We start from the raw sequence: 25,874 nt of genomic DNA on the forward strand, positions 1-25,874 counted from the left end.
GGCCGCGAGGTCCTTGAGGAACAAGGCATTCATGGTGCCCTTCAAGCCCACGTGTAACTCGCTGATCTCGCCTTCCGCAAGGGTGATGATCTTGACGCCGGCGAACTGGAGCTGCCGATGCAGGATGGCGGTATCGGCCTGGTCCCGGCTTAAGCGGTCCAGGGCCTCGGCCAGAACGATGTCGATCTTGCGGGCTTGTGCGTCCTGGACCAGTGCCTGGATGCCGGGGCGCAAGGTCAGGGAAGCGCCGCTGATGGCGGCGTCCTGATAGGTGCCGATCACTTGCCAGCCATCGCGGGCGGCTTGTTCGCGGCAGATGCGGAACTGGTCCTGAATAGAGGAGGCGCTCTGCTGGTCGGACGAATAGCGGGCATAAATAGCGGTGCGGAGGCTCATGAGTCACCGACTTTACGGGGATGGGGGAGCAACCTTCCTGAACAGAAGGCTATCACGCTTCGTCAGGGTGGGGGCGCTTGTCGTTCGCGGTCGTCGCGGCGATCAGGTCCCGAGCGATCTTGCGACCGAGAGCAGCGGCCACCACGAGTACCGCAGGATCAAGCGTATCGGCATGGGCATTGAGCGGCTTTGTGTTGCCATCGTTGGCGGGCGGAATGACAAGGCGGAGATGGATCATGTGCTTAGCACTCTGGGCCGTGAAGGACGCACAGCGCGTCCCATTCCCCGGCGATATGCTCCAGCACCCAGACTTGGCCCACCCTTCATCTGACCATCAAGAAACGCGGCTTACATATGCGTCATGCGCATGTCTGGTTGGGGCTTGGCGTGGTGCCGAGATCCAACCATCTATGCCGTCCCTATTTGAATAAGGTGCGTCAGGGGCCCGGAACCTCCATCCGAACGTCGCCACTTGGCGGTAGCCGGCCACCGACCCATATGGAAGCCCCGTTCCTGTCATCACCAATGATATGGTGAAGGTATCCATCCATGGGGGCGAACGAGCCCCCCATGGATAGCCCTGGGTCAAAGTGCCAGCTCAGTGCTGGTGGGGATGGCCGCGACAAGCACTTCCAGTTCGTGACCCGACATGCTGCCACGCTCGAGCAGGATGCAGGCCACCTTGTCGATGGCCTGCTGGCGCGGTCGAAGAAGCGCCATCACCCGTTCATGCTCCTCGGTCAGCATGCGGCTGACTTGGTCGGCCAAGGAGGGGTGAGCAGACAGGAACGAAGCGGCATTCTCAGGCGCGGCGTTGCCAAGCCACAGCAGTCGGTCACCAAACCCGTGGCCCGCCAACATGGAGGCTGCAAGGCTGGTGGCCCGCGCGAGATCGCTGTTCACCGGGCCACCCGACCCGAAACCTGCGGCTCCCAAGCACAACTCCTCTGCCGCACGCCCCGCCAACAGAATGCGGATATGAGAACGGGCGTGGGCCGCAGTGTCGAACTGGCCCAGTTCGAACCGAACACCGGCATGGTCGCCCTGAACCTTGACGATCTGGACCTTGCCCGGCATCTCGATGGCGGCGGCGATTGCATGACCAGCCTCATGAACAGCGACCCTGAAATGCAGATCGGGGGACACGGCTTCAGGCCGTGGGATATCCGCCACCAAGTCCTCGGGCGTCATCGGCCGCCCGGCGCGACGGGCCTTACGCTTGGCATCACGCGCCCACAGTTCGGCTTCGGCACCGGATGCGACCATGCCCGCCACATAGGGAAGGAGGTCAACACCGGGGAGATGGTCAGGACCGAGGTGCTGGCGCAAGATTCCGGCCAATGCTTGATCGTCGGGCAGGGACACCATGATCACCCGATCGAGCCGCCCAGGCCTTACCAGGGCCGGGTCGACCGCAAGGCTGTTGGCTGCCGCCAGCAGCACGACCCCTTCCCTGGCAAGGGTTCCGTCGGTCGCCTCGAGCAGGGCGTTGACGACCTGGAGACTATAGTCCCTTTGGTTGTTCCGCAGGGATTGCCGATCCGGGAACGCATCGACCTCATCGAGGAACAGGATGCAGGGCGCTTCAATCCGCGCTCGGTTGAACGTGCTGCGCATCGCCGCCAGCATGTGGCCGAGATGCCCTGCGGCCTGCCATTCTGAATGCGATCCGGTGACCAGCGGCAGCCCAGTGGTGCCAGCCAGAATCCGGGCGAAGGAGGTCTTGCCCGTGCCAGTGGGCCCGACCAGCAAACAACCACGATCGACGTCCTGCCAGGGCAAGCGTCCCGCCCTGTATTCCTTGAGATCTTCGAGCAGGTTGAGACCCCACTTCTTTGCATCATCCATTCCGTGCAGGTCGGCCAGCTTGGGACCAGCATACGGGATGGCTTGCGATGCCAGGTTCGCGAAAGACCGGAGACGCTGAATCCAGGCATCGCCGTCTTCTCCCAGCCGCCGTGACAACCGGAGGATATCGGGGTTGAGGTAGCCGCAGAGGCGATCGTCGATGGTGATGGAGGGATGGTGACCCGTCAGCACGTGTGCGGCCACCGTCATTGCGGCGCCGTCCAGCGTCGGAAGGGTCAGATGGTGATCCGCGGCATGTCTGACGGATGCCGGCATGCGATCCAGCCGGGAGGCCAGCATGATGACGCCCTTGCCATTGCCCAATGCCGTGGTCATGGAGTCAATGTCGTGCGGAGCCCAGTGCCTGTCCTTTTCCCCTAACTCGCTGAACCATGCCCACTCAGGTCGAACAGGTTCCTCGGGTTCTTCCGAAAACGGAGTTTCTTCATCATCAGGGAGAGCCAAGGTCTCCATCATTGTCTTGAACTGCGCATCATCCATTTCCGTGGGGCCGGAAAGGTAGAGCTTCAACGTTTCGCGAACAGGGCGAATCCAGTCCGGTCCAGGCACTTCGACGACGACGAGGCAGCCGCCCTTGTCCAGCGCATCGGCGATCTGTGGTGATGCGGCGAGGCAGCGATCGAGCATCGCCCATGCGGTGGCGCAGTCACCGGTCGTAACCGTCGGAGAAGGGCGTGGGGCCTGCTCCATCTCGAGGGAAGCGGCGACCTGAGCGTTGTATCGTTTGGCGGCGACGGCCAGGGTGAGCGGCACATCGGTGGCGGCATCGGTCATGGTTGGCCTCTTAACAGGCAAAGGGTGGGTGTTCCCGTCGACGGATGGTCGGCGGGCGGTGCGGATGGGCATAGGGGCGCACGCCTGATGATGCAGGCATGGCGAAGGCAGTGGCCGGCTCCCAGAGGCGGCGGCAACTGCTCTATGCGGAGAAGGGGGCCGTGAGGGTGAAGGTCACGGATCAGAAGGCGTGCACAACAGTAGGTGCAGGCGACCGAGTTCCTGGATGTGACGCAAGGCGGCGCTCAGGGTGATCAAATCCCTTCCCTTTCTGGGTTTTCAGGACGATCACGGCGGCCAGCGATGTGATGCAGAACTCGGTAAAGGGTTCACGACAGGATGAGATGAAACTGGGGACGATCAGTATACGGAGACGGAAGCAGGCTCGATGAGTTCGAAGCTCGCCATAAGATTCGGCAGATCATCTTCAAGTGCTTGTTCGGACAGCAATTCGCTCAGCTGGCGACCGAATTCCTTGTAGGTACGTTCGACGACGCTCTGCAGATCGACGCCGTACCGTACCTCCAGTTCGCCCAGGCTGACCTGGAGGTCTGGGGACACCGCCGAAAATCCGTGAATGGCGCATACGCAGGCGGTCGTCGTCGTGACGTCGATATTCAGCGTCTCCTTGGCGAAGCTCTTTGCCACGAGCCTCTGACAACGCAGGTCTCGCTCGGTTTGGCGGGTCTTTCCAGCGTCGGTTTTGGCCATACCGCGTTTTAACTCGAGGATGTCGATGGCTTCCCGATCCTGATCCACAACGACGATGTCGGGAGTGACCTTGCGGCCTTTACCGTGCTCGTAATGCAGATCGGATTGCAGGATCGCCGCCTTACCCGCCGCACTGTTGACGAACTGGTCAACCTCCGCCGGAATGTAAATGGCTGGCGTGCGAAGGACGATCAGGCGCGGCGATGCCTTCAGGGCTTCGCTCACTGCCGTCTCCAAGAGCTGCCCGTCGCTGCGTACCGCAGACATGATGACCCCATATGGGCGCAGATATTTCGACGGTACGATGGGATCCGGGTGCACAGGCAGATGGCGGAGGCGCTTGATCGTCCGCGCCATGAGGTCGGTCACCGGTCTGGGTAGAGCTACAGGTGGTTGGTGGAAAAGCATGATCGAAACCTCGGTGTGTTGATGACACGCCATAAATAAGACGCGTCATTTTTCTTGTCAAGGCTTCGCTGTTGTGATTGTGCGAAATTTGGATATGGTGCGGCGTTCTAGAATTCGACGGGGAAAAGCAGATGGCGCGGCCGAACTGGGATGGCATTTCAGAGGCGAGCCAGCTGCTTAAGGAAGTCCTTTTAGAACAAGGTCTTAGCGAGGCTGTCGAAACGCGTGTGCGCAGGGCCCATGAGATACTGTCTTTGAAGGTCGATGGTGCGATGCCGAAGGAGGAGTTCCGTGAACTCCGCCGCCAGTTAGGGCGTACGCAGGAAGATCTGGCTTTAGATCTAGGCAAACGACTTCGACAAATTTCCCGGTATGAGAACGGCGAAGTGCCGATTCCCGCATCTATCGCAGAGAAGCTTCGGGAACTCTGCGATCGCATCAAATAGGGATGATGATCGGAACCTTCGGTCACATGCGCAGTTCCAGATGGTGTGGGCCGTGACGCTGTGATGCCTTGCAAGCTCTGGAACATATTCAGCGCACTATGGCTTGCTGGCGTTCACCGTCAGCTGGGCGGTAAATGCCCGTATATTGACCGATCAGGCATTTCTGCGTGTATGGCGAGCGCGACCTCTGGGCTCTGGTAGCTTGCCTGCCCCATGTGGAAACCTGTTCCATAATTGAACTCGGCCATGGCATAATAGCTCCGCTGTCTGAAGGCCTGAGAACCCGACGATGGTGCGCATCCTGCGCGAACACGAGGTTATCCCGCTCTGTCGGGTGGCCCTTCGGCATACAAGACCCTCACGGGAAAACCGTTGGGGCGCGTGACCTCGTGCTCGCGTTCTCAGCCGCCCGGCGCCAGCCGGAACGGGACGGGTGCGCTTGTCAACACGAGGAGACAAGATGCCCGACACGTACATCGTGCCGTTGGAACTCCATGCCGTCGGCTGCCCCTGCTGCGCCGGGCGGGTCAAGTCCGACGATGAACCCCAGGCCGCGACCGCCCTGACGACGACAATCCCCGGCGTTTCCGCCTACGACCTGTCCACCGTCGACCTGCGGGCCCTGCTGGCCTATCGCAGCGACCTCGACAGTGCCGGCAACTTCGCAGCCGGCGCCGCTCGCTGGAACTTCGACGCATCAGCTGGCAAAGGCTTAACCTATCTGGAGGCGCTGAACTCGACCGTCGGCGTCGGCACGGGCGTTGCGCTCAACTATAACTTTGCCCAGGCCGCCGGCGTCGGCGGCTTCGTCGGTATCAGCGGCTTCCGGCCGATGAACGCCGTCGAGAAGCAGATCGTCGTCGAGCAGCTGGCGAAATGGGCCGCCGTGGCCAACGTCACCTTCACCGAGACGACCACGAATACCGGCAAGACCCTGTCCTTCGGCACGGATACCTTCTCCGAAGCCGAAGCCCCCGCCGTCGGCCTGGGGGGCTACCCCGGTTCCGTTTCCTACACCCAGGACGCCGCCGGCAAGGTGTCATCCATTACCTACACCCCCTACGCCGGCGATATCCGCATCGACAATACCTGGCTGAACCGCATGCAGGCCGACGGCACGGTGACCACGGCCGAGTACAACGCCATCGCCCATGTCGTCCTGCACGAAATCGGACATGGGATGGGGCTTTCCCATACCTTCGGCAACGACATCTCGCTGGCCGCCGACTATCAGGTCAAGACATTGAGCATCATGTCTTACGCCGACGTGGGCAAGAACACCTACGGCTGGAACGCCGCCGGCACCGCATTGCAGATCGACGACAGCAACCTGAAGATCCTTGACGTGCTGGCCATCCAGCATCTCTACGGCGCCAACACCGCGACCAACGCCGGCAACAACACCTACACCTGGGCCCAGGATACGGCTTTCCGCACGACACTTTATGACGCGGGCGGCACCGACACGATCGACCTGTCCGCCTCGACCATGCGTTCGTCCATCGACCTGACCCCGAACAGCCTGTCGAGCATCAACCTGCGGGTGACCGTCGCCGAAAAGCTGGTCAACACCGCCACCATTTACCAGAGCGCCCAGAACGCCGCGCAGCTCTATACCGGCGAGAACAACCTGGGCATCGTCGGGACCATCGAGAACGTCAAGGTTGGGTCGGGCAACGACCGGATCAACGGCAATTCGGTGGCCAACGAGATCTCGGGCGGGGCGGGCAACGACAGCATCTGGGGCGGGGCCGGCGACGACCACCTGTTCCTGGGTACCGGCAATGACTGGGTGGTGGCCGGTTCCGGAAGCAATGTCGTCGATGGCGGCGCGGGGATCGACGTGGCCGGGGTCGGCGGCACTCGTTCGGCCTTCACCATTTCCACCAACGCCGCCGGCACGGTTGTGACGGGGCAGGGCATCGCCGACGTCTACACCGGCGTGGAGTTCCTCGCGTTCACCGGCAACAAGTTGCTCCTGAACGTGCCTGTGAGCTTCAACCGCATCGGGACCTTCGACGAGGGCTTCTACCTGTCCCGCAATCCCGACGTGGCATCGGCCGTTGCGGCCGGGGTGCTCACCAGCGGCATGGACCATTGGACGAAGTGGGGCCAGGCTGAAGGACGCGCCGCCATCGATTTGGCGGCGAACCCTTTCTACGATGAGACCTTCTATCTGGCGGTCAACCCGGACATCGCCGCCGCCGTGAAGGCCGGCACGTTCGCCACTGGCTACGAACACTTCCTCACTTTCGGCAAGGCCGAGGGGAGGGTGGCAAACCCGTTGTTCGACGCCGCCTACTACCTGGGCCACAACCCGGACATCAAGGCGGCGGGTGTCGATCCCTGGACGCACTTCATGAGCTTCGGCTGGAGAGAAGGGCGCGATCCCTCGGCCTATTTCGACGTGTCCGCCTACCTGGACCAATACCAGGACCTGAAAACCGCCGAAGTGAACCCGCTGGCCCATTATCTTGAGCGCGGCCAGGTCGAAGGGCGACTCCTCATCGCGACCGGCGACCTCGACATCGATTGGACCTATTTCGGCTGACCGACAAACGCTGGTCTTCGCCATTCCCTTTCAACAAACAGACTGCCGGCGGGATGCAGCGTCCCGTCGGCGCCATCCAGAGGAGAACAACATGAAGGATTCCGCCGCGACGGCTGTCGCCCTTGGCAGTATCGAGGCCATCCGGTCTGCGCTCGTGCTGGAAGCCGGCACCGACGCGGCTCGGATTGAGGCCCTGCGTGTACAGATGTCCGAGGCCGCGACCAAAATGAAGCGAGCCGGCTACTGGGCACTGGCGCTTGGCATCCTGCTCAGCCTCACCGTTCTGGGTGCCGTGATTGGCCTGCCCATGGCGTTGACCGGCGCGGTGATGGCCTGGGTTTTCGGTAGGCGGGTACGGAATGTAAACGAGGCGTGCCGGCAGTACTTGGCCTCCATACAAGCAGGATGAGCGAAGGGGGGCCGGCCCTCTCGGCACCGCTTAGTTCCACTTCAGGGCGAGCCGGAAAACTTCGGCCGATTGTAAGCGGATGACTGGTGTCGGCCAGAGCGTCCGCATGGATGGTTTCTACTTAGAACCGACATCAAAGAGAAGGTGACGACATGAAAAATATGATGAAGTACGGTCGAGTTCTGGCATTGGTCCCGCTGCTGGCCTTGGCTGCGTGCGGTGGCGAACCAAGCGAAGGTGAGATGCGCGATGCACTGCAGGCGCAGTTCGACAAGGCGAACAAAATGGCAGCGGAACGAGGCGTTGCCGGCTTCAAAGCCGTATTGGAGAAGTTCGAGAAGGTGAGCTGCGGCAAGACGGACGGCAGTTCCATATATAACTGCACCGTGACGATTAAGTGCAGCGGACCGATGATGAACCTGGACGGGACAACGGAGATGCGGTTCAGCAAGGGTGGCGACGGGTGGGTGGTGGTTCAATGACAGCCTTGGTGGCGAGGGTGTAACGCGCCGGGGACGGTCAGGGTGGAATAGGCGGACGTGGTGCTGGTAGCTTGCTTCACCCGCCCGCCGATCCATCGTCTTGGTGGGTTGCCCAGGGTGGAAATTTCAATGCCGACCACCTTGGTGGTGAAGTGGCTGCTTCTCACGATATGTCGTTGGGTGGCACGCCTTGAGCGCCGGCGATCAGTGAACAGCAGACCAAATTCAGGGCTGTCCATGTTCCTAGGTTCCATCCATATGCGGCGTATGTGAACTGCTTGGAGAGGGGAACATGGATACCGATGCGTTGGCGGGCGACATCAATGAGGCAATGAGACGGTACGCCATTATAGTGGGGCGATTTTCCCTGCTCCAAGAAAAATGGAAACACAAAGAAAATCTCACTAAAAGGACGATTGCCCAATATCAATCGATAATAAATAATGTTATTCCAAAAATTATGAATCTAGATGACTTCCGTCCTTCAGAGTATTATGGATCATCTGTGGATAATGTATTGTTAAAGGTGATGAGCGATGATGTCAAATCCAATGGAAGCCTGCGGTCTATTCGTTCGGCTATCCTGCACATGGTTTTGCAATTGTTTTGGGGAATTGCAAATGATTTGCGCGATCGTCAATTTTCAATTGCAAGTGGACAAGATGTTGAAAACTTCTCCACTATTCTTGATAAATTAGATAGGCTCCTCAAATGGTTTGAGGCCTTGCTTGTGATAAAATTTACCATAAATAAAAGTAATTCTAACATCAGTCCACGTCAATTGTTGAGTGCGAGTGAAAGAGATAGGATATACCAGTATCTTTTTAAGGGTAACGGAAGATATTGGGCTGCTGCTTCCGTTCTGTTTCTCACCGGATGCTCTCCAGATGACGTTCGGCGCGGTGTTTGTGTTGAATATTCGACAGGCGCAATCAAATTTCTCTTCGACTATTCGAAGAAGGGTAAAGAATTAGCACGAGACATTAGCATCGCTGTGGAGGATCCCTTCTATGGTCTTGCCGTGAAACTGAAAGATGATCATTCGCGAATTGACCTTGGTGGAGTAGAATTGTGGCGTACATCAGAACTCGCCCGCGCAGTTAGTAATATTGGTACGGATATTGGATTAAAGAAGGCAATATGTCCTACATCATTTCGACATGCTTTCGCATGCGATCTTGGACGCATTGGATTTTCTCGAAATATTATTGCTCACGCACTCGGTTATAAGAGCGGAGCCGCTCGAATTCTTTTTGTTCGCCCGAAGATGGGGTTGAAAGGAAGGAAGGTAAAGGTTGGTTGGTCGGAGCCGGGAGGGACCTTAGTTGTTCATTCTACGCCCGATTCCAAGTCGGGTCGGTCTCAGCATTGACCATCGAATACATAAAACGCTGACGTGGGCCCGCCTAAAAGCGGCTTACGTGTATGATATTACTAAGAATTATACGGGCCTCTTGTGGTGAGGCCGGTCTGCCGAGAACGCCTGATGGCTAGGTGCCGGCATCGGGACCATTGTGTTGTCATCTGTTCGAAATTATTAAAATTCTCGTAAAAATCCACACATGATTGTATCGACCTCAAAACGATGAATATCATTGTATATCAGTACATAAACACGTTTTAAGGTGTGTGGGTGATCGGCTCCCTGGCTGTACATAAAACACACGAGTTGGATGGATAAAGTCCTTCGGTCGCGGACAAGCGGCTGGATCCACCGGCTGCTTATGCGATATCTGTGTTATCGTATAATATTTTGATATTTCAATTGTTTGCGCCGTTTTAATGCTGATTCACTTATTGTCTGTCTTATCGAAATATATATAAATATTTCAATGAGATGGAGCATTTTATGGATGGTAATTCGTCGTCTCTTTTTTTGATTCTACATAAAACTCCATTATTCGAAGATAATACAGCCCAGTTTTTGATGTTAAAACACGTTTAGAAAGCTGATGTAACGGAGGGGAAAGATTATCCAGGTGGCGGAAAACTCCAGGTCTTCATGATTTCTGAAACGGACAGCTCGGGGAAGCTCTCCGCGACGAGCCGATTGAACATGGCCAGCGCCGTTGCGCGCTGTGCCAAGTCGATCTGCCCGGTCCGCAGCTTGATGGACAGGGCTGAGGACATCTCGGTGCCGGTCCAGTCGCTGATGACGAGCAGCGCCGGGTCCTGGTCCGCGAGCCACCCCTGGATGCGGGGCGTCATGGCTTCGTTTGAAAGGGCCGCGACGATCAGCGAGGTGTCGAGGTAGAGCATCAGTAGCGGTCGCCGTCCCGCATCGACCGGACCAGGTCGCCGGCGTCTACCGGCTTGCGCGGCTTGGCCGCGGCCGTCAGATGCGCGACCGGCTTGCCGCGCCGGGTGATGTCGATGGAGGCCCCCGCCTCGACGCGGTCCACGAGTTCGTTCAGGTGGGCCTTGGCGTCCGCGAGGTTTACCGTGTCCATTTCATGCTCCTGACCATATAGATGGTCATATAGCGCAGAGGAGGATGGAATTCCGGCAGCACGGGTCTGCTGCTGGCATATGGAGGCGCCCTCCATGTGCTGGTCTGCTGCTGGCATATGGAGGCGCCCTCCATGTGCTGGCGCTTACGCGCCCTGAGAACCAAAGGTGGTGGCGAGGGAAATCGGGCGGCCCTCAGCACCGTGGTGGTGGTACGCGGACCTGCCCGAGCCTGAGAACGGCTAAACCCCGTTGCGCTTCGCCTCGTCTTCCCCTTTCAGCGGAACAGCGCTGGCCGGATCAACTCCGCTCGGTGTCGACGGCGACCCCGCGCGCGAAATCCGTGTAGGTGTGCAGTGGACGGCCCAGCAGTCTGGTCAGGCGTTCGACGTCACCGGTCTCGGGGATCATGCCGTCGCTGACATAGCGTTCGGCCATCAGGCGCATCTCATAGGCCATCCACCGGGGCATGAACCCTGCCAGGTTCTGTTCGAACCCGCTCGGGTCATCGCCGCCATAGACGACCGGGCAGCCCAGGGCGTCCGACCAGATCGCGGCCAGGTCCGCGCCGGTCAGGGTGTCGGGGCCAACCAGGTTGATGGTCTCGTTCGGCAATTTGCCAGGGGACTGCGCGCGGCGGACCAGTTCGATCGCGGCGACCTCGGCGATGTCGCGGATGTCGACCATGGCCACGCCCTTGACGCCGATCGGCATCGGATAGACACCGTGGTTCAGGATGACGTCCTTGACCATCAGGTCGTTGTCGATGAAGTAGGCCGGGCGCAAGACCGTGGCGCTGAAGCCCATCTGCTCGATCATACGCTCTGCAGCGGACTTCACCGCGAAATGCGGCACATTCACGAAGCGGTCGGCGTGGATCACCGACAGGTAGACGACGCGGTCGATGCCGCACTCGCGGGCGATGTTCAAGGCGACCAGCGCCTGGGTGAATTCGTCGCCCGCCACGGCATTGAGCAGGAACAGCGTGCTGACGCCCTTGAAGGCGCTGCGCAGCGCGTCGATGTCCAGCATGTCGCCCTTGGCAATTTCCACGCCGGCCGGAAAGTCGGCCTTGGCGGGATCGCGGACCAGGACGCGTACGTCGGCGCCGCGATTCAGGAGTTGCTGGACGACATGGCGGCCGACACGGCCGGTGGCGCCGGTAACGAGGATGGTCATGTGAGTATCTCCGGGTTGGGGTGATTGGATGAATGGAGAAATGACCGATCCACACGAAGGCCAATAGCCGCTATATCTGAACAGATCGTCTCATTGGTGGAACAGATGGACCTGCTTGCGCTTGCCGACTTCAACCTCGTCGCCCGGCATGGCGGGTTCGGCCGCGCCGCCCGTGCGGCGGGCCGCCCCAAGGCCACGCTGTCGCGCCGGGTCGCCGACCTGGAGGCGGGCCTGGGCCTGCGCCTGTTCGAGCGTGGAGGGCGCACGCTGAAGCTGACGGAGGAGGGCCGGGCGCTGTTCGAGCGGACGGGCATCCTGCTCACCGAGCTCGATGAGGCGGCGGCGGCGATCGCGTCGGGCGGTGAGGCTCCATGCGGGCGCCTGCGGGTTAGCGCCCCGCTGCTGTTCTCCCAGACCGTCATGGGCAGGCTGGCCGCCGGCTTCGCGTGCAAATTCCCCGAGGTCCGGCTGGAGGTGACGACGGACGACCGCCAGGTCGACCTGGTGGAGGAGGGCTACGATCTGGCGATCCGGGTGAATCCTGACCCGGACGAGACCCTGGTCGGCAAGGTCTTCCTCCGCGATCGCCTAGTGGTCGTGGCCAACCCCGGCTTGGCGTTGCCGCAGGACGGATCCACCGTTCGGGCCGTCGTGCGCGGCGCTGGTGATGGAGCGGAGACATGGGAGGTCATGACCGCAGAGGGAGTGTCCAGGCTCGCGGTTGACCCTGTAATGAGACTGTCGTCGCTGGTCATGGTCCGCGATGCGGTCCGGGCAGGCATCGGGGCTGCGCGCCTGCCCGTTTCGCTGGTGACCAGGGACTTGGATGCAGGCCGCCTGGTGCATTGGGGTGACGTTGCCGGGCCGGAGATCGAGCTGTGGGCTCTCTATCCATCCCGACGGCTGCTCAGCGCCCGTGTCTCGGCCTTCCTTGATCACCTGAAGGCGGCGTTCCCGAATGGCACGCCGGGTGAGTTGGCGATCTACATTGACTGAGGGACCGGGATGCCGACAGAGCTCAAAATCCAATATGACTGCGATTTCAGTCTTCAATGCAAAATCTCTTGTTACAAAATTCAGCAAACTCGTTACCGGTCGGGGATAAATGCCCTGCGGTCGCCAAGCTGGGCAAACTCTCCAGCAAACCAGTGATATTTCACCGCATCCGCATCCGCAACCGCTTTCGGTGGTTCCTTGTTCTCGACGATAATGATCTGCAAAGCTGGATCAACCGAAGTCAGAGATTTCCAGAATGCCGCCTCGATGCCCTCGTCTACCGGCCCATCCTTAGAAGTACTGGCAGCCCTACCGGGGATGTTCTTCTTATAGCTGGTCAACGGGGAGTCAATCATGACCATGCCAAGGTGAGGTCGGCCGGCCTTCTTGCAATACCGCAGCAAACCAATGACGAAGGCAGAATGAAGAACGGCACGCACCCCCTTACCATGGGACTGGCGAGCCTGACCGTCGACCACAATATCGAAGGCATCCTTGTCGAACTCGACGCGGCCTTCACCTTTCCATTGCCATTCCTTGAGGACTGCCTCGATCTGGATGCACAGATCGCGAAGCGCGGTGGACGGAAGCGACTCCCATTCGCGTTTCGGGGTTTTGCTACTGCCGGTACCCTCAAGATCTGATCGCAACGTTCGCAACGTCTGCGCCTGTTCCTCATCTGCGCGACGTCCCTCCAATTCTATGCGACGTGCTACTAACGTTTCTAAACGTGCGGTGGTAGTTCTCACGGCTGGCGCTATAACCTCCGCGATCCTTCTGTCTGTCCGCTCAAGCGTGGCGCTTGCCGAGGCACCCTCTTTCTCGTGCTTCGCTTTGATGGCTTCCAAGGTCTGGATGGCGGCAGCGAGGTCCTTCTTCTGCCCCAGTATCTTGGCGGCCTCGGCGCGAGCCGACTCCATGACACCCAAGATTGACAGTGCCGCATGAGCATGCTCGTCGGTCATCGGCTGTTCGCACAACGGACAGACGACCGCTTGCAGGCCTTCGAAGAAGTGAGCTCCCTCGCTCACGAAATCGAGCCTATTGAGGTCGGAGCCATATCGAGCGTCGAGCAAACGATAGCGCGTAAGCAGCTCATCAGAGGCAACGGTCTGCGACTGCGCGCGCTGGAGCGTTTGTGTCGCCTTCAGCCGTTCTGCTTGTAGTTCAGCACGTTCTCCAGAGATTTCAGCCAACGAAGCAGACAAACGGGCGATTGCCGTGTCGACCTTATCAATTGTGTCCTCGTCGGACGCCGGCTGCTGGCTCAAACGTTTTTCTATCGGCTCCAGCAGATTGCTTATGACGCCGATCTGGGCCGTTAGACGCGCTCTGGCGATCTCCGCCTTCTCGCCCTCAATTATGCCGTCGTCATCCTTACCGGTGAGCATGTAGGCGAACATGCGTTTGCGAGCAGTTTCGTCAAAGCCTGCCTTACCGAGAACAGGCGAGACCTCGTCGATAATACTGATCTCATCGACCAGCACGGTCGGCATGAGGAGCCGCAGCGTGAGGCGCTGGACACTGCCGCGATCGTTCTTGCGCAACACGGCTTCCGAAATGCCGGCGAAGGCGAGGAGCGCCTCGGTGACGTCAAATGCCCGACTTTTGCCGGACCGCTTCGCGCTGAGAACCTTGCCACTTTGCTTGATGTCCTCGATCAAGCAGTAGTGGGCTGCCAAGTCCCCGCCCGACAGATGGCGCTCGATTGTGAGGATTTCACCAGAACTGTTCTCGAATTGCACGAACAGTGTGGAATAGGGTTCGGCTTCCGGAATGCGCTTCGCCATCTCATCAGCGCCAAAGATGTAATCTAGGCATCGTAATAGATAGCTCTTGCCGGTATCTGAATCACCCGCGACGATATTGCCTCCAGTCGTGAAGTCGATCTCGGCATCGAGAACGCCCTTGCCGCGCAGCAGGATTTTGCGAACCTGAAGCATGTTAGAGCTCGAGCTCCCTAAGCGCAGTGAGACGGTCGAATTCTCCACCCCAACGCCCAATGTTCTGCGACATAAAAGCGTTGAGGTCAGAATCCGCGAAGTCTCCGAAGTTCCGGACAACCCATTCGGCGCGTTCGCGTAATGCCTGAGCGTAAGCTGTGTGCAGCAGGGCCAGGAAAGCGCTTGTAAGCTGCGTTGGGTAGTAGAGTATGCCGGACGCATCGAACGATTTTTTTAGAAGTTCTCGCGAGTGCATCTGGTTCAGGCCTGCATTGACTAGGTCGCGTTTCACCAATAATTCGCTTCCACGAAAAGGCACGGCCGGATGGAGGCTGGATGGTCCTCCCGGCACGTCGCCTGAATGAACAAGGAGATAGTCGTATGAAACGAGGCGCTGCAAGTCGGCGGGCCGGTCGCGCTGTGCATCCAAAATAAAAAGGATACGCAGGCCGCATTCGAGCGGTGTGTTGAAAGGCCGAGGGTAGGAGGGGCGGTGGTCGATCATGGCGCGCACCAATCGACACGTTTGTCATTTGCCATCTGATGACACATGCCTTCCCGATCATTGGGCACGACATGTGGCGTCAGGACGTGAGCGCTCAACTGCAGCGCCTGAGACGCTTTGACCGTATCGATGATGCGATCGAGACCAACGCGGTCAGGATCAGTGTAATGATGATAGAGGCCATCGCAGAACTCATCTAGCAGTGTGTCGAAGTATGCCATGTCGGCCATTTGGTCACGGGCGAGTTCCTTTAGGCCCTCAGCGGAATAGAACGTGAGGCGTGAGCGCTCAAATAAGCGCACGAGATAGGGCACGTGTGCGAACGAGGCCGTGTTTGTCACTTTCACACCAAGCCTGTGGCCGATGGCACCCAGCATCTGAGCGACATAGCCAGTTTCCTGGGGGGCGACGGTGGAAGGTGGAGCCTTCGGCGGCGGTCGAAGAATCAAAGGGGCACCGAAAACCATGAGGTGATAGCGGGTCATCTCGTGCTCAGCAATCAGGTCGAGCGGCTGCTTGGCTCGAAAAATGCCGAATTCAAAAGACTCGATATGGGCTCTCAGGTCCGGCGTCAGCTCGATGGCTGTCGTCGACGTGATTTTGGTCCGGCAGTGGGTGGCCCAGTTTTTCAAGATTTCGGCCCGCATCGCGGAGGGATCGTCGAGCAGGTCCTGAAGCGGTGAGGTCACGCCCTTATGAGTGACAAACCAGTATTCTTCTGGGGACGTGTAGTTCCCAATATGGGTGTAGTACAGGACCTTGCCAATCTCTTCGAAGGCCGTCCCCGTGCCCAGCGCGGTGGCGTAGTGCTTGCATTGATATAGATGCCACCGGCGCCCCGGCGAGCCAGGCGGATCGAACCAGACCACGATATCACGGCCCTTGTCCCCCGCACCGCCTCGGAGTTGTACTTCGAATACACCCGGCATTTTGGTTTTGAGGTAGTCATTGCCCCATTCAAGCACGAGACGCTCAAATTCTTTGTCGTCGAAGGCAGCTAATCGATCCAACTTCGACACGGGCAATCCGGCGCCGACGCCGAGCAAGCGAGCGTTAGCCCCTGGCCACGGTGAAGGCGTGGGCAAAGCTGTCAATGCTAAATTGCTTTCCGACTTGCTCACCCTCGAAACATCTCCTCACGGATGCGTGGCGCAACCAAATGCCCTTCCGTTGCAGCAATAATCCATATACTCGAAAAAATCCACGACGATGCACCTGTCACGCTAGTTCAGCTTCAAGACGCCCGAGCTACTAACAGGGGCGAGTTCGAAGCGAACGGCTGTTTTCGGTTCTCCCGTCACCGAACCCCGCCCGTCCCCTTCCGGCCCCTTTGCGCCGACCACAACGGCCGCATAGCGCCGCCAATGGGTCGTTCACGGGGACGGTTGAACCTACTGGAAGCGGACGTAGCGAGGTCCGATTTGGAGGTTCGGCTCGGCTGTTGTTTGGTTTGAGACATGCGCAAAACTGGCGGCTAAGGGCTGCCAAGTTGAGGATGCTGAGACGGGCAAGCTGCTGGACCCTGAAGACATAGCGGCCGGCGCCGCAATGCTTCAACACGCGGTCAACTGAACCGCGCCGGGATTGTCGGCGGCAAAAGTTCGTGAGTCATGCTGCCATTTGCTGAATGCTCACGGCGTCATGATAGCGTTGTTCGGCCTCTGCGGGCGGGATATTTCCGATAGGCTCGAGCAGGCGTCGGTTGTTGAACCAGTCGACCCATTCGAGGGTTGCGTATTCCACGGCTTCAAAGGATTTCCACGGTCCTCGCCTGTGAATGACCTCCGCCTTGTAGAGGCCGTTGACGGTTTCGGCCAAGGCATTGTCGTATGAATCGCCGACGCTGCCGACCGACGGTTCGATGCCGGCCAGCCCCAGCCGCTCGGTGTATCGGATGGACAAATATTGGCTGCCCCGGTCCGAATGGTGAACCAGTCCGGATTTCCCCTTCGGTCGGCGCTGGTGCAGGGCCTGCTCCAGGGCATCCAGGACAAAACCGGCGTCGGCCGTCCGGGACACTCGCCAGCCGACGATCCGCCGGGCAAAGGCGTCGATGATGAAAGCCACATAGACGAACCCGCTCCAGGTGGACACATACGTGAAATCAGAAAGCCACAGTTGATCGGGCCTGTCCGCCCGGAATTGCCGGTTCACCCGATCCAGCGGACAGGGTAAGGCCTTGTCGGCAATGGTGGTTTTCACCGGCTTTCCACGGATGGCACCGCGCAGGCCCATCTCCCGCATCAGCCGCGCGACCGTGCAGCGCGCCACCTGGATGCCCTCGCGCTGCAACTGCCGCCACACCTTGCGCACCCCATAGACCTGGAAATTCTCTTCGAACACCCGGCGGATAGCGGCCTTCAAGCCGATATCGCGCTGTGCCCGCGCCGGCAGTTTGGCCCGATCAGCGGCGCGGGCCGCATGCCGACGCACAGTTGACGGGGCGATTGGCAAAACCTCGCAAATCGGCTCGACCCCGTATTCCTGGCGGTGGGCATCGATGAAGCCCAGCATCATTTCTGTCGGCGGTCGAGCTCCGCCATCGCGAAATATGCCGATGCCTTGCGCAGGATCTCATTCGCCTGGCGCAGCTCACGGATCTCCCGCTCCTGCGCCTTCAACTTCTCCAGCACATCCAGCGGAATGCCAGCACGGCTGCCGCTTTCTACCTCGGCTCTCTTGACCCATTCATTCAGCGTGTGCGCCGAACACCCGATCTTGGATGCCACGGATGAAACTGCCGCCCATCGCGACGGATGATCCTTCTCGTGGTCCAGCACCAGCCGAACAGCCCGCTCGCGGACCTCAGCCGAAAATTTGTTCGTTGTCTTGCTCATCGTAGCCCCATCCTCTCAGGAGTTGGAGCCGCCGACAATCCCGGACCGGTTCAGAAAATGGACCATTGACATCATCAAGCGATCCGACACAGCCCAAGGCTTCGAAGTCTTGCCGCGACGCTGGGTCGTAGAACGCACCCTGGCATGGCTCAACCGAAACAGACGGCTCGCCAAAGACTTCGAGCAGACAATCGCATCTGCAACCGCATGGTGCTTCATCGCATCCGTGCAAATATTCATCCGACGGATCGCAAGGCATTGATACAGTTCAGATTACTTTTGAATCAAACTCTGAGAAAGCAGTATGAGCAAGAGGCCAGTGGCAGCCACGATGAGACTATTCATGGCTCACCCCGCCGCAGGCTGGTGGCGTTTGCGCCATAATACCGAATATCTCAGATGTGGTCATTGCTTCAATGAGGCCCCGGCCTTTCAGCCGGGGAAGGGGCCGCGTCCAGTACCTGGGTCAGCCGTTCGTCGACCGACGCGCGGCTTCAATGAGGCCCCGGCCTTTCAGCCGGGGAAGGCTGTCCCGCCGCCGCCATCACGCCGCGCAATCTCTCGCTTCAATGAGGCCCCGGCCTTTCAGCCGGGGAAGGGCCAGCGGGATCGAATATGACCAGACATCGCCAAACCTGCTTCAATGAGGCCCCGGCCTTTCAGCCGGGGAAGGCCCGGTGGAATGTGAGGATGGCGGCATGAGCCGGGTCGCTTCAATGAGGCCCCGGCCTTTCAGCCGGGGAAGGCAGGAATTGGCGCGGCGACTGCGCCAGATGGAGAAGATCGCTTCAATGAGGCCCCGGCCTTTCAGCCGGGGAAGGTTCCCGTTCGGACACAGCCAGCAGAGCGGCGTCGGATTGCTTCAATGAGGCCCCGGCCTTTCAGCCGGGGAAGGCAGGCTCTCGAATGCGGTGGTCAACTCCACCGTGCCGCTTCAATGAGGCCCCGGCCTTTCAGCCGGGGAAGGACCTGTCACCATAGGACGGGTGCGACTCGTTGCCCCGGTGCTTCAATGAGGCCCCGGCCTTTCAGCCGGGGAAGGGATGGTCGGGTGGAGCGCCTGGAAATCGCCGGCGAAAGCTTCAATGAGGCCCCGGCCTTTCAGCCGGGGAAGGATCAGAAAGCGCCTTCATCAGCATTTCAGTCTTACTCGCTTCAATGAGGCCCCGGCCTTTCAGCCGGGGAAGGATCAGAAAGCGCCTTCATCAGCATTTCAGTCTTACTCGCTTCAATGAGGCCCCGGCCTTTCAGCCGGGGAAGGCAAGCAAGCCGCTCGTAACGAGTTTGCCAGATTGCGCGCTTCAATGAGGCCCCGGCCTTTCAGCCGGGGAAGGCACGCAGGCCGGCACCGACAGCGACAAGCAGGCGATCATGCTTCAATGAGGCCCCGGCCTTTCAGCCGGGGAAGGAGCATGCGCACCAGTTCTCCCCATCCCGCGTCAGCGATGCTTCAATGAGGCCCCGGCCTTTCAGCCGGGGAAGGTAGCCCCCCCCTGCCCTGACCAGCGTCCCTGCTAAATGAGCTTCAATGAGGCCCCGGCCTTTCAGCCGGGGAAGGGATCGTGACAGCGGTCACGGTGACGTTACGGATTGGAGCTTCAATGAGGCCCCGGCCTTTCAGCCGGGGAAGGCATGGGGCCTTCCGGTAATTTCGGCACGCGACCGCTGGCTTCAATGAGGCCCCGGCCTTTCAGCCGGGGAAGGTCCAGCGGCGCGTGGTCATTCTGCGGCACCTACGGCGCTTCAATGAGGCCCCGGCCTTTCAGCCGGGGAAGGTGGCGCAGCCATATTCGCGCCACATGCACTCGAGTTGCTTCAATGAGGCCCCGGCCTTTCAGCCGGGGAAGGTGGGAAAGGGGATGTCGCTCTTCATGGCGTATGAATGTGGCTTCAATGAGGCCCCGGCCTTTCAGCCGGGGAAGGGATGGAAATCAACGTTCTCCGCCCCCATCGCGCGGGCCAGCTTCAATGAGGCCCCGGCCTTTCAGCCGGGGAAGGGTCGCGCAGCCCCACTTCCACCACCACGGCCGGTTCGCCAGCTTCAATGAGGCCCCGGCCTTTCAGCCGGGGAAGGTTAAATATCCGGAGCGCTCTCGCGGCCTCTTGATCGAAGCTTCAATGAGGCCCCGGCCTTTCAGCCGGGGAAGGTCGCACCTGCTGCGCGAAAGGCGTCCGGCGCCCATCCTGCTTCAATGAGGCCCCGGCCTTTCAGCCGGGGAAGGCGGGGGGGGTGGGTAAATACCTACAGCTTCGAAGGCCGCTTCAATGAGGCCCCGGCCTTTCAGCCGGGGAAGGCGTCATCAGCGTCAAGAGTGCCTTTTGCAGTTTTGCCGCTTCAATGAGGCCCCGGCCTTTCAGCCGGGGAAGGCCCAGACTGGAACGGACACGACACGGGCAATCACGCCTGCGCTTCAATGAGGCCCCGGCCTTTCAGCCGGGGAAGGGCCGTGTTCGACCACATCAAGTCAACACGCGAAAGGCCAGCTTCAATGAGGCCCCGGCCTTTCAGCCGGGGAAGGAGTTTTACCGACGCCTGCGGGGCCGATTGCGAATACGCTTCAATGAGGCCCCGGCCTTTCAGCCGGGGAAGGCCACGCTGACCACGCTGACCACGCTGACCACGCTGACGCTTCAATGAGGCCCCGGCCTTTCAGCCGGGGAAGGGTGGGTAAATTACTCATAGTCACCTCATCGGACACGCGCTTCAATGAGGCCCCGGCCTTTCAGCCGGGGAAGGTTGCTTCAACGATGGCCTTTCTGGCGTAATCGAACGCTACGTGCTTCAATGAGGCCCCGGCCTTTCAGCCGGGGAAGGCTTTTCGGAAAATTGCTTACCGGACGGATGTACAAGCGCTTCAATGAGGCCCCGGCCTTTCAGCCGGGGAAGGATCCCGCTCTGGAACCGGTTGTAAGATAACAAGAAATGGCCGGGTTTGCGAGCGGGTCTGTGCGGGCGGGGCTTTGGGGTGCCAAACCCGCCTTGACAAATATGCACAATGTCCAAGAACCATTGCAATCCCAAGCACTTAGGCCCTTGCGAGCGGGTCCCAGGTTTTGGCGGGTACAGAGCCGCTCGCGCCTGCGACCGGCAGAGCCCCTCAAATCACCCTGGCTTGCCGTTCGATTGCCTTGAAGCTTTTGCCCAGGCTTTCGACCCGCAGATCCACGTCGTCGGCGGGGCCGATGTCGAGGATCAGAATGTGATCCTCCGATGCCTTGATCTCACGGTCAAGGCGCATGGCTAGAGCCGCGCGGCGGCGGGCGGTCAGGCGGCATTGAAAGACGGACAGTTGCAGCCAGTCGCCATAGGCCTCCATCACCTTGAAAATCTGCCGCCAGCGTTTGGGATCGGCAATGTCATAGGTGACGATATAGAGCCGTTCATGGTGGCGGGACATGGCGGCAGCCTTTCCTGTGGCCGGGTCAGCGGGGCACGTAATGCGGATAGGTCGGCACCTCGCTGCGCAGATACCTTGCCAGCAGGCGGGCCTGCACATGCAGCATGCGGCGCATGGAAATCTGATAGCCAAAGGCGGGGTGCGTTGCCTCCTGGTCCAATCGCCGCTCGAACGCGCGGATCAGGGTGCGCCGACCGTCGGGCGTGAGGTTACAGCCGGGACCGAGGGTGACAAAGTCACGCGGGCCCAGTTCCCCCTGGTTCAATACGGTCAGCACGGCGCTGTCAGCCAGGATGGGGCGCAGAGGTTCCATCATATCCAGCGCCAGTGAAGGGCGGCCCGGTCGTTCGGTGTGATAGAAGCCCACCCAGGGGTCCAGCCCCGCCACCTCCAGTGCCGTAGAAATGGCGCGGGTCAACAAGGCATAGCACAAGGACAGGCAGGCATTGATCGGGTCCGCCGGGGGACGGCGCGACCGCCGTTCAAACCCGAATTCTGGCAGGGATGCTGCTTTCTCGTTCAGCAGTTTGGGCCAGGCGCGGAAATAGATTGCCGCTCCCTCGCCCTCGGTTCCCAGCAGCTCGGCCATATCACGCACCTGCGGCAGTTTCGCCGACAGATGGCGCAACCGCTCCAGCACGGGTTCCCGCTCCGCCTCACCCCCGCGCCAATTGCGGCGCAGCAGGGTGCGCTGGTTCTTCAGCTTGGCATCGACCAGGGTGCGGGCAAAGGCCAGTCGGCGCGCCTCATCCTCGCGCAATCGGTATTGGGCCATCCGTGCCCCGGCACTGCGCGGCCCGCGCCCGCCCGTAGTGCCCATGTACCAGAAGCCGCTGCTCATCCAGGCCACCGGCACCTCGGCCTTCATCAGGGCGTGCAGCGCCGGGGTGGACAGGTTGACAGGGCCGGCCAGCACAAGCTCCGATACCTCACCAATGGCGACCCGCACCTCTTCCTCCTTGTCCCGAAAGCCCTCGTCACGTTCCTTGTCGGCGGGCCGTGCCGCAGGGGCCTTGATCACCAGCACCTCGCCTTCCTTGCCGATGCGCGCGCCCGGCTGCTGCACATAAAGCGGCAGGGCACCGTCAACCGATGGCGGGGGCGTGCGCGGCACGCCGCCCGTGCGGAACAGGTTCACCTCATCCGGCAGACAGATGGGCAGTAGCGAACAGCGGTTGCATTTCCTGGAGTTTTCCAGCGGCGGCGGGATGCGCCGGGTGGACGCCGCCAGCCGCAGGGAGGCGGCGGCCGCCGCTGTCTGTGCCCGTAACTCCGCATCGAACCGCACCGGCACCCGTTCCCGGCTGCCAGCGAACCACAGGAAACCATCGCCGACGCGATAGCCATTATCCTCCAGGATCAGGGCCTGCGCGCAAAGCTGTACCCGTTCTGGGTCATAGGCGCCGGTCTCCACATGCGGGCGCTTGCCTTTCTTATAATCGACCGGGGTAACGATGCCGTCATCGCTCTCCAGCAGGTCGAGCTTGGCGACCAGACCCAGCCGTTCGGATGCCAGCTCCACCGACCGGGTGGTGAACGGGCGGCTATCCTCTGTCACGTCTTCCGGTGCGGGCAGGGAAGGACGGGCGGCATCGACGAGGGCATGCACGCGCCGCCCCTCCTCCGTATCGCCACTGTCGGCCCATTCCCCCTCCACCCATTCCAGATAGGCAAGGCGGGGACAATAAACCCATTCATTGATCATCCGCGCGGGCACCAGCACATCATCAATCCCCGCAGCCGGGGCGGGAAGGGCCAGCGAAAGCTGTACCGCGCGTGGGGTTGGTGCCGGGTCGGGCAAAATGGATTCCGTACCGTCTTCCACCATTATCCTCGCTTCGATCTGGTCACTGGAAGGAGAGGTAGCGAGCTTGTCAAACCAACAGCGGCCCATATCGCTTTGTTGGCCGTGCATCGGGAAAGTGCGGCATCCACCAATCAAGTATGTTGCCCAGCCTAGGCACGCTGTGTTGATCGAGGTGGTATCGATAACTGTCTCTTCTCATTACGTAATATACGCAGACCCGATAAAGATAATAACAATCGACCCCAATGTTTATTGTTGGTTTCCATGGAAGGGGGCTTTGGGAGTGTTGATCGGTTGACCTCGGATAAAGAGCAGCCAGGAAACTCTCCGCCATCAGAAGCGGCTTGTCGGTACCGGTCCGGTGGCTGGAATGAATCCAAGTCCGCCTCCAACCTGGCTGCATTTCGTAACATCGACGGAAGAAGCTGTTGGCTTCTGCCATCTCATCCAGGCTGAGCGGGCGTACCGTGTCACGGGCGAAGGCCAGGATCGCGTCGATCAATTCAACCGCGCCCGGGGGGCTGGCCGTATTGGCGCGAGCTTCCGCCAATGCCTGGCGCATCAGGAAATGCAGGAAAAGGATGGCTTGTTCGGGAAATTCGGTTAGGCCCTGCATTGGCAGCAGGCAGGTGACCTGTTCTGGTTGGCCAGCGGCCAGCCTTTGGCAGGCGATGGTCAGCCGTCGCCGCCAATATGGTTCTGATGGGGGGGCTGGTTGATCGCTCACGGCAGCGCCGTCCATCCGCGCCTGCCGGGATTGACCAGAGCTGCAAGCGCCGGCGGTTCCAGCACTTCCACCTTGTCGCCCCAACTATAAAGATGCCAAGCCATCTCCAGATTGCTGCCGGCACGGAAACGCACGATCAGGCTGCCATCCTTCTGCCATTCCAGCGATTGGGACGGATGGAAGACGAAATCGGCAGCCACGGTCGCCGCTTCCGGGGCGAAGCGCCAGACCACGTCGAACGGCTTCTCCTGGAATAGCCCGAAGGAACGGGCGGCAAAGGCCTGCAGGTCGAATCCGGCGTCGCGGGCGAAGGACGCCGTTTCCAGGCGCACCTCCCGGATACCGGGCAGGCTGAACAGGGCGAAATCATTGGCCTTGGGGTTTTCATGCCAGGCGACCAGATAATGCCGGTGGCCATGCAGGAAACCATAGGGATGCACCAGCCGGTCCTTGGTCTTGCCGGTGTTGCGGTTGTAATAGCGGATGGTGACCTTGCGGCAGGCCTTGATGGCGGTTCGCAGTTCCCCCACCAGGGCCGGGTCGATGCGGGGACGGGGCCCCGGTCGCATGGCCAGTCCCTCCGCCTCCAGCGTTGCCTCCAGGTCGGGTTCAATCCGCCGGACGGCGTCCGGGCGCATCACCGCCTTCAACTTGCCAGACAGGGTGCGCAGCGTTTCCGCCTCTGCCGGACGGTTCTGTTCCACCATCAGCCGCATGGCGATGTCCAACGCCGCCAACTCGTCGGCATTGATGCCGGCGAGGCCGTTCAAGGTGCCCTTGGGCAGATGCCAGCGTTTGCATCGGTCTGCGCCCTGGGTTTCCTCCATCTGCGGAAAGGTCTGGAGCAGGGCGTCGCGCAGACGCATGGCGGTGCGCCGCCCCACCCCACACCGTTCCCCGATTTCTTCCAGCGATAATCCCTCACGGGTGCCCTGCATTTCCAGGGCGAGCCGGAACAGGAGATGAGCCTTTTCATGCCGCATGACCGGGAAGGTGCCTCGCGCTGGGGTGGGATAGTGGCCGCAAATTCAAATTAGATAGTGTAGAGGCATAATGTATTTCAATTCAAAACAGTAACAATCACATTGTCCTTGATGACGAAATCAACGCCATTGATGGTCACCCTTGTGGCACCGGCCTGCATGGCCTGGCGCACGGTGGGGGTGAGCAGGGCGGATTCCATGGTCTTCAGGTCGATCTCCAAAACCCGTTCCAGATAGCGCAGCAGCGCATGGGCGCTGACCGTGGGTTCCGGTCGCGCCACCCGTCGTTTGGCCAGCGCCTGACGGGTGCGGTTCAACTCATCCGCCACAAGTTGTCGATCCCGCTTCAAAGCCTGGATGTTATGGTCGATCCGTTCCAGTTGGGATGTCAGACGGCAGATGGCGTCCTCCAACTCCGCGCCGGTGCTGTCCGCCCATTGTTTCGACATGCCATCCCCCAACCAGTACGCCACAGGTGACAGCAGGATGGTGGCGATCGGTGACAGAAGCGGTCATCTGGACGGGAAGAGCCCGACTGGTGGGTGACCGCTTCTGTCATGGGCGTTGCCCCGATTATTGCTGGTCGGAAAAAAAGGGCATAGCCATCAGGTAGGTGTCACGGGGCTCACGTCTTTGGATTGCTACGAAACACTCAACCCTGAGACTGCTTCAATGTAGCCTCGGTCTGACGACCGAGGAAGAATGCCGGCTTGAGACGGATCATCCAGAGCCCCGTGACGTCTGAGGTATAGCGTGTCTTGGCAGGTGATGCAAACGTTCCTTTAGTATGAGGATAGATTGCTTGGAATTATGTGATACGGATCTTCAAAAAAATCTTGACAGGCGTATTCTCTCGATGTAGCTGGGTAAGGTAGTTGGCGGGGGGTCACGACCCCCGCCAACTATATCCCAGGCTTCCCTGGGCGCAGTGCACTGCACTTGGCATGATGTTTCATGTTCGGGCGCGCGTCAAGGGGGGCATCACCCAAATGTGGAGAGCCACAT

23 protein-coding genes, 1 pseudogene, 1 CRISPR repeat array and 1 other annotated feature (1 of these 26 cut by a window edge) are annotated in these 25,874 nt (G+C 60.1%); of the genes and pseudogenes, 7 read left to right on the forward strand and 17 right to left on the reverse strand.

What is annotated here, in order from left to right; all coding sequences use genetic code 11:
* From ABC728_RS17335 to ABC728_RS17350, 4 genes are all read right to left on the reverse strand, one after another.
* Positions 1–396, reverse strand: the start of a protein-coding gene (locus ABC728_RS17335; protein WP_445376652.1) for a recombinase family protein. It extends 1,269 nt beyond the left edge of the window; the window shows 396 of its 1,665 coding nt (coding positions 1–396); the start codon lies at positions 394–396; its stop codon lies off the left edge, out of view.
* A 52-nt stretch (positions 397–448) separates the two neighbouring features.
* Complete coding sequence (locus ABC728_RS17340; protein WP_416622186.1) at positions 449–634, reverse strand: hypothetical protein; 186 nt, start codon at positions 632–634, stop codon at positions 449–451.
* Positions 635–981: 347 nt separating this feature from the next.
* On the reverse strand, positions 982–3,039 hold the full coding sequence (locus ABC728_RS17345; RefSeq protein ID WP_416622185.1) for an AAA family ATPase: 2,058 nt from the start codon (positions 3,037–3,039) through the stop codon (positions 982–984).
* Positions 3,040–3,399: 360 nt separating this feature from the next.
* The gene (locus tag ABC728_RS17350) at positions 3,400–4,107 is read right to left on the reverse strand and encodes a hypothetical protein (RefSeq protein WP_416622184.1); all 708 of its coding nucleotides are present in this window, start codon (positions 4,105–4,107) and stop codon (positions 3,400–3,402) included.
* Between the two features lie 182 nt (positions 4,108–4,289).
* Here ABC728_RS17350 and ABC728_RS17355 point away from each other — a divergent pair, with 182 nt between their 5' ends.
* The 4 genes from ABC728_RS17355 (at position 4,290) to ABC728_RS17370 (ending at position 8,046) form a co-directional block, all read left to right on the forward strand.
* Complete coding sequence (locus ABC728_RS17355; RefSeq protein WP_416622183.1) at positions 4,290–4,604, forward strand: helix-turn-helix domain-containing protein; 315 nt, start codon at positions 4,290–4,292, stop codon at positions 4,602–4,604.
* A 460-nt stretch (positions 4,605–5,064) separates the two neighbouring features.
* A complete protein-coding gene (locus ABC728_RS17360) occupies positions 5,065–7,155 on the forward strand; it encodes a matrixin family metalloprotease (RefSeq protein ID WP_416622182.1) in 2,091 nt (696 codons plus the stop codon).
* A gap of 91 nt (positions 7,156–7,246) precedes the next feature.
* Complete coding sequence (locus ABC728_RS17365; protein ID WP_416622181.1) at positions 7,247–7,564, forward strand: hypothetical protein; 318 nt, start codon at positions 7,247–7,249, stop codon at positions 7,562–7,564.
* A 152-nt stretch (positions 7,565–7,716) separates the two neighbouring features.
* Positions 7,717–8,046, forward strand: a complete 330-nt coding sequence (locus ABC728_RS17370; protein WP_416622180.1) for a hypothetical protein — start codon at positions 7,717–7,719, stop codon at positions 8,044–8,046.
* Here ABC728_RS17370 and ABC728_RS17375 read toward each other — a convergent pair.
* Positions 8,040–8,285: a hypothetical protein gene (locus ABC728_RS17375; protein ID WP_416622179.1), complete on the reverse strand. Its 246-nt coding sequence runs from the start codon at positions 8,283–8,285 to the stop codon at positions 8,040–8,042. The two genes, ABC728_RS17370 and ABC728_RS17375, sit on opposite strands and share 7 nt — an antisense overlap.
* A gap of 53 nt (positions 8,286–8,338) precedes the next feature.
* Between ABC728_RS17375 and ABC728_RS17380 the strand changes: the two genes are divergently transcribed.
* On the forward strand, positions 8,339–9,418 hold the full coding sequence (locus tag ABC728_RS17380; protein ID WP_416622178.1) for a hypothetical protein: 1,080 nt from the start codon (positions 8,339–8,341) through the stop codon (positions 9,416–9,418).
* Between the two features lie 599 nt (positions 9,419–10,017).
* On the opposite strand, the gene ABC728_RS17385 is transcribed toward ABC728_RS17380, so the two are convergent.
* From ABC728_RS17385 to ABC728_RS17395, 3 genes are all read right to left on the reverse strand, one after another.
* Positions 10,018–10,305 carry a type II toxin-antitoxin system VapC family toxin gene (locus tag ABC728_RS17385; protein ID WP_416622177.1) on the reverse strand — a complete coding sequence of 96 codons (288 nt, stop codon included), beginning with the start codon at positions 10,303–10,305 and terminating at the stop codon, positions 10,018–10,020.
* Complete coding sequence (locus ABC728_RS17390) at positions 10,305–10,496, reverse strand: type II toxin-antitoxin system Phd/YefM family antitoxin (RefSeq protein WP_416622176.1); 192 nt, start codon at positions 10,494–10,496, stop codon at positions 10,305–10,307. The genes ABC728_RS17385 and ABC728_RS17390 overlap by 1 nt, the downstream gene beginning before the upstream one ends.
* Before the next feature lie 298 nt (positions 10,497–10,794).
* Complete coding sequence (locus ABC728_RS17395; protein ID WP_416622175.1) at positions 10,795–11,673, reverse strand: SDR family oxidoreductase; 879 nt, start codon at positions 11,671–11,673, stop codon at positions 10,795–10,797.
* A gap of 105 nt (positions 11,674–11,778) precedes the next feature.
* Between ABC728_RS17395 and ABC728_RS17400 the strand changes: the two genes are divergently transcribed.
* Positions 11,779–12,669, forward strand: a complete 891-nt coding sequence (locus ABC728_RS17400; protein WP_416622174.1) for a LysR family transcriptional regulator — start codon at positions 11,779–11,781, stop codon at positions 12,667–12,669.
* Positions 12,670–12,761: 92 nt separating this feature from the next.
* On the opposite strand, the gene ABC728_RS17405 is transcribed toward ABC728_RS17400, so the two are convergent.
* From ABC728_RS17405 to ABC728_RS17420, 4 genes are all read right to left on the reverse strand, one after another.
* Positions 12,762–14,612: a hypothetical protein gene (locus ABC728_RS17405; RefSeq protein ID WP_416622173.1), complete on the reverse strand. Its 1,851-nt coding sequence runs from the start codon at positions 14,610–14,612 to the stop codon at positions 12,762–12,764.
* A 1-nt stretch (position 14,613) separates the two neighbouring features.
* Positions 14,614–15,117 carry an ABC-three component system middle component 2 gene (locus tag ABC728_RS17410; RefSeq protein WP_416622172.1) on the reverse strand — a complete coding sequence of 168 codons (504 nt, stop codon included), beginning with the start codon at positions 15,115–15,117 and terminating at the stop codon, positions 14,614–14,616.
* Positions 15,114–16,238, reverse strand: coding sequence for an ABC-three component system protein (locus ABC728_RS17415; RefSeq protein ID WP_416622171.1), 1,125 nt, complete (start codon positions 16,236–16,238; stop codon positions 15,114–15,116). Before ABC728_RS17415 ends, ABC728_RS17410 begins: the two co-directional genes overlap by 4 nt.
* Before the next feature lie 487 nt (positions 16,239–16,725).
* Positions 16,726–17,954 (reverse strand): IS3 family transposase gene (locus ABC728_RS17420; protein ID WP_445376347.1). Its coding sequence is split into 2 segments (ribosomal slippage): positions 16,726–17,660 and positions 17,660–17,954, totalling 1,230 coding nucleotides; the frame shifts between segments, so codons are not numbered across the junction.
* Positions 17,557–17,673, reverse strand: a sequence feature (AL1L pseudoknot). (Overlaps the previous gene by 117 nt.)
* Positions 17,955–18,000: 46 nt before the next feature.
* Between ABC728_RS17420 and ABC728_RS17425 the strand changes: the two are divergent.
* A pseudogene (locus tag ABC728_RS17425) lies at positions 18,001–18,216 on the forward strand (transposase); the annotation flags it as partial.
* Positions 18,217–18,364: 148 nt separating this feature from the next.
* Positions 18,365–20,842: a CRISPR direct-repeat array (repeat unit 36 nt; unit sequence GCTTCAATGAGGCCCCGGCCTTTCAGCCGGGGAAGG).
* A 210-nt stretch (positions 20,843–21,052) separates the two neighbouring features.
* Here the strand turns inward: ABC728_RS17425 and cas2 are convergent.
* The 5 genes from cas2 to ABC728_RS17450 all read right to left on the reverse strand — a co-directional run bounded on the left by cas2 (position 21,053) and on the right by ABC728_RS17450 (position 25,318).
* Positions 21,053–21,352 carry a CRISPR-associated endonuclease Cas2 gene (gene cas2 / locus ABC728_RS17430; protein ID WP_416620781.1) on the reverse strand — a complete coding sequence of 100 codons (300 nt, stop codon included), beginning with the start codon at positions 21,350–21,352 and terminating at the stop codon, positions 21,053–21,055.
* Positions 21,353–21,377: 25 nt separating this feature from the next.
* A complete protein-coding gene (gene cas4g/cas1g / locus ABC728_RS17435; RefSeq protein WP_445376626.1) occupies positions 21,378–23,180 on the reverse strand; it encodes a CRISPR-associated endonuclease Cas4g/Cas1g in 1,803 nt (600 codons plus the stop codon).
* Positions 23,181–23,226: 46 nt separating this feature from the next.
* On the reverse strand, positions 23,227–23,886 hold the full coding sequence (locus ABC728_RS17440) for a hypothetical protein (protein WP_416620783.1): 660 nt from the start codon (positions 23,884–23,886) through the stop codon (positions 23,227–23,229).
* On the reverse strand, positions 23,883–24,869 hold the full coding sequence (locus tag ABC728_RS17445) for a helix-turn-helix transcriptional regulator (RefSeq protein WP_416620784.1): 987 nt from the start codon (positions 24,867–24,869) through the stop codon (positions 23,883–23,885). The genes ABC728_RS17440 and ABC728_RS17445 overlap by 4 nt, the downstream gene beginning before the upstream one ends.
* A 77-nt stretch (positions 24,870–24,946) precedes the next feature.
* The gene (locus ABC728_RS17450) at positions 24,947–25,318 is read right to left on the reverse strand and encodes a hypothetical protein (protein WP_416620785.1); all 372 of its coding nucleotides are present in this window, start codon (positions 25,316–25,318) and stop codon (positions 24,947–24,949) included.
* Between the last annotated feature and the right edge of the window lie 556 nt (positions 25,319–25,874).

The organism is Niveispirillum fermenti, from assembly GCF_052474395.1.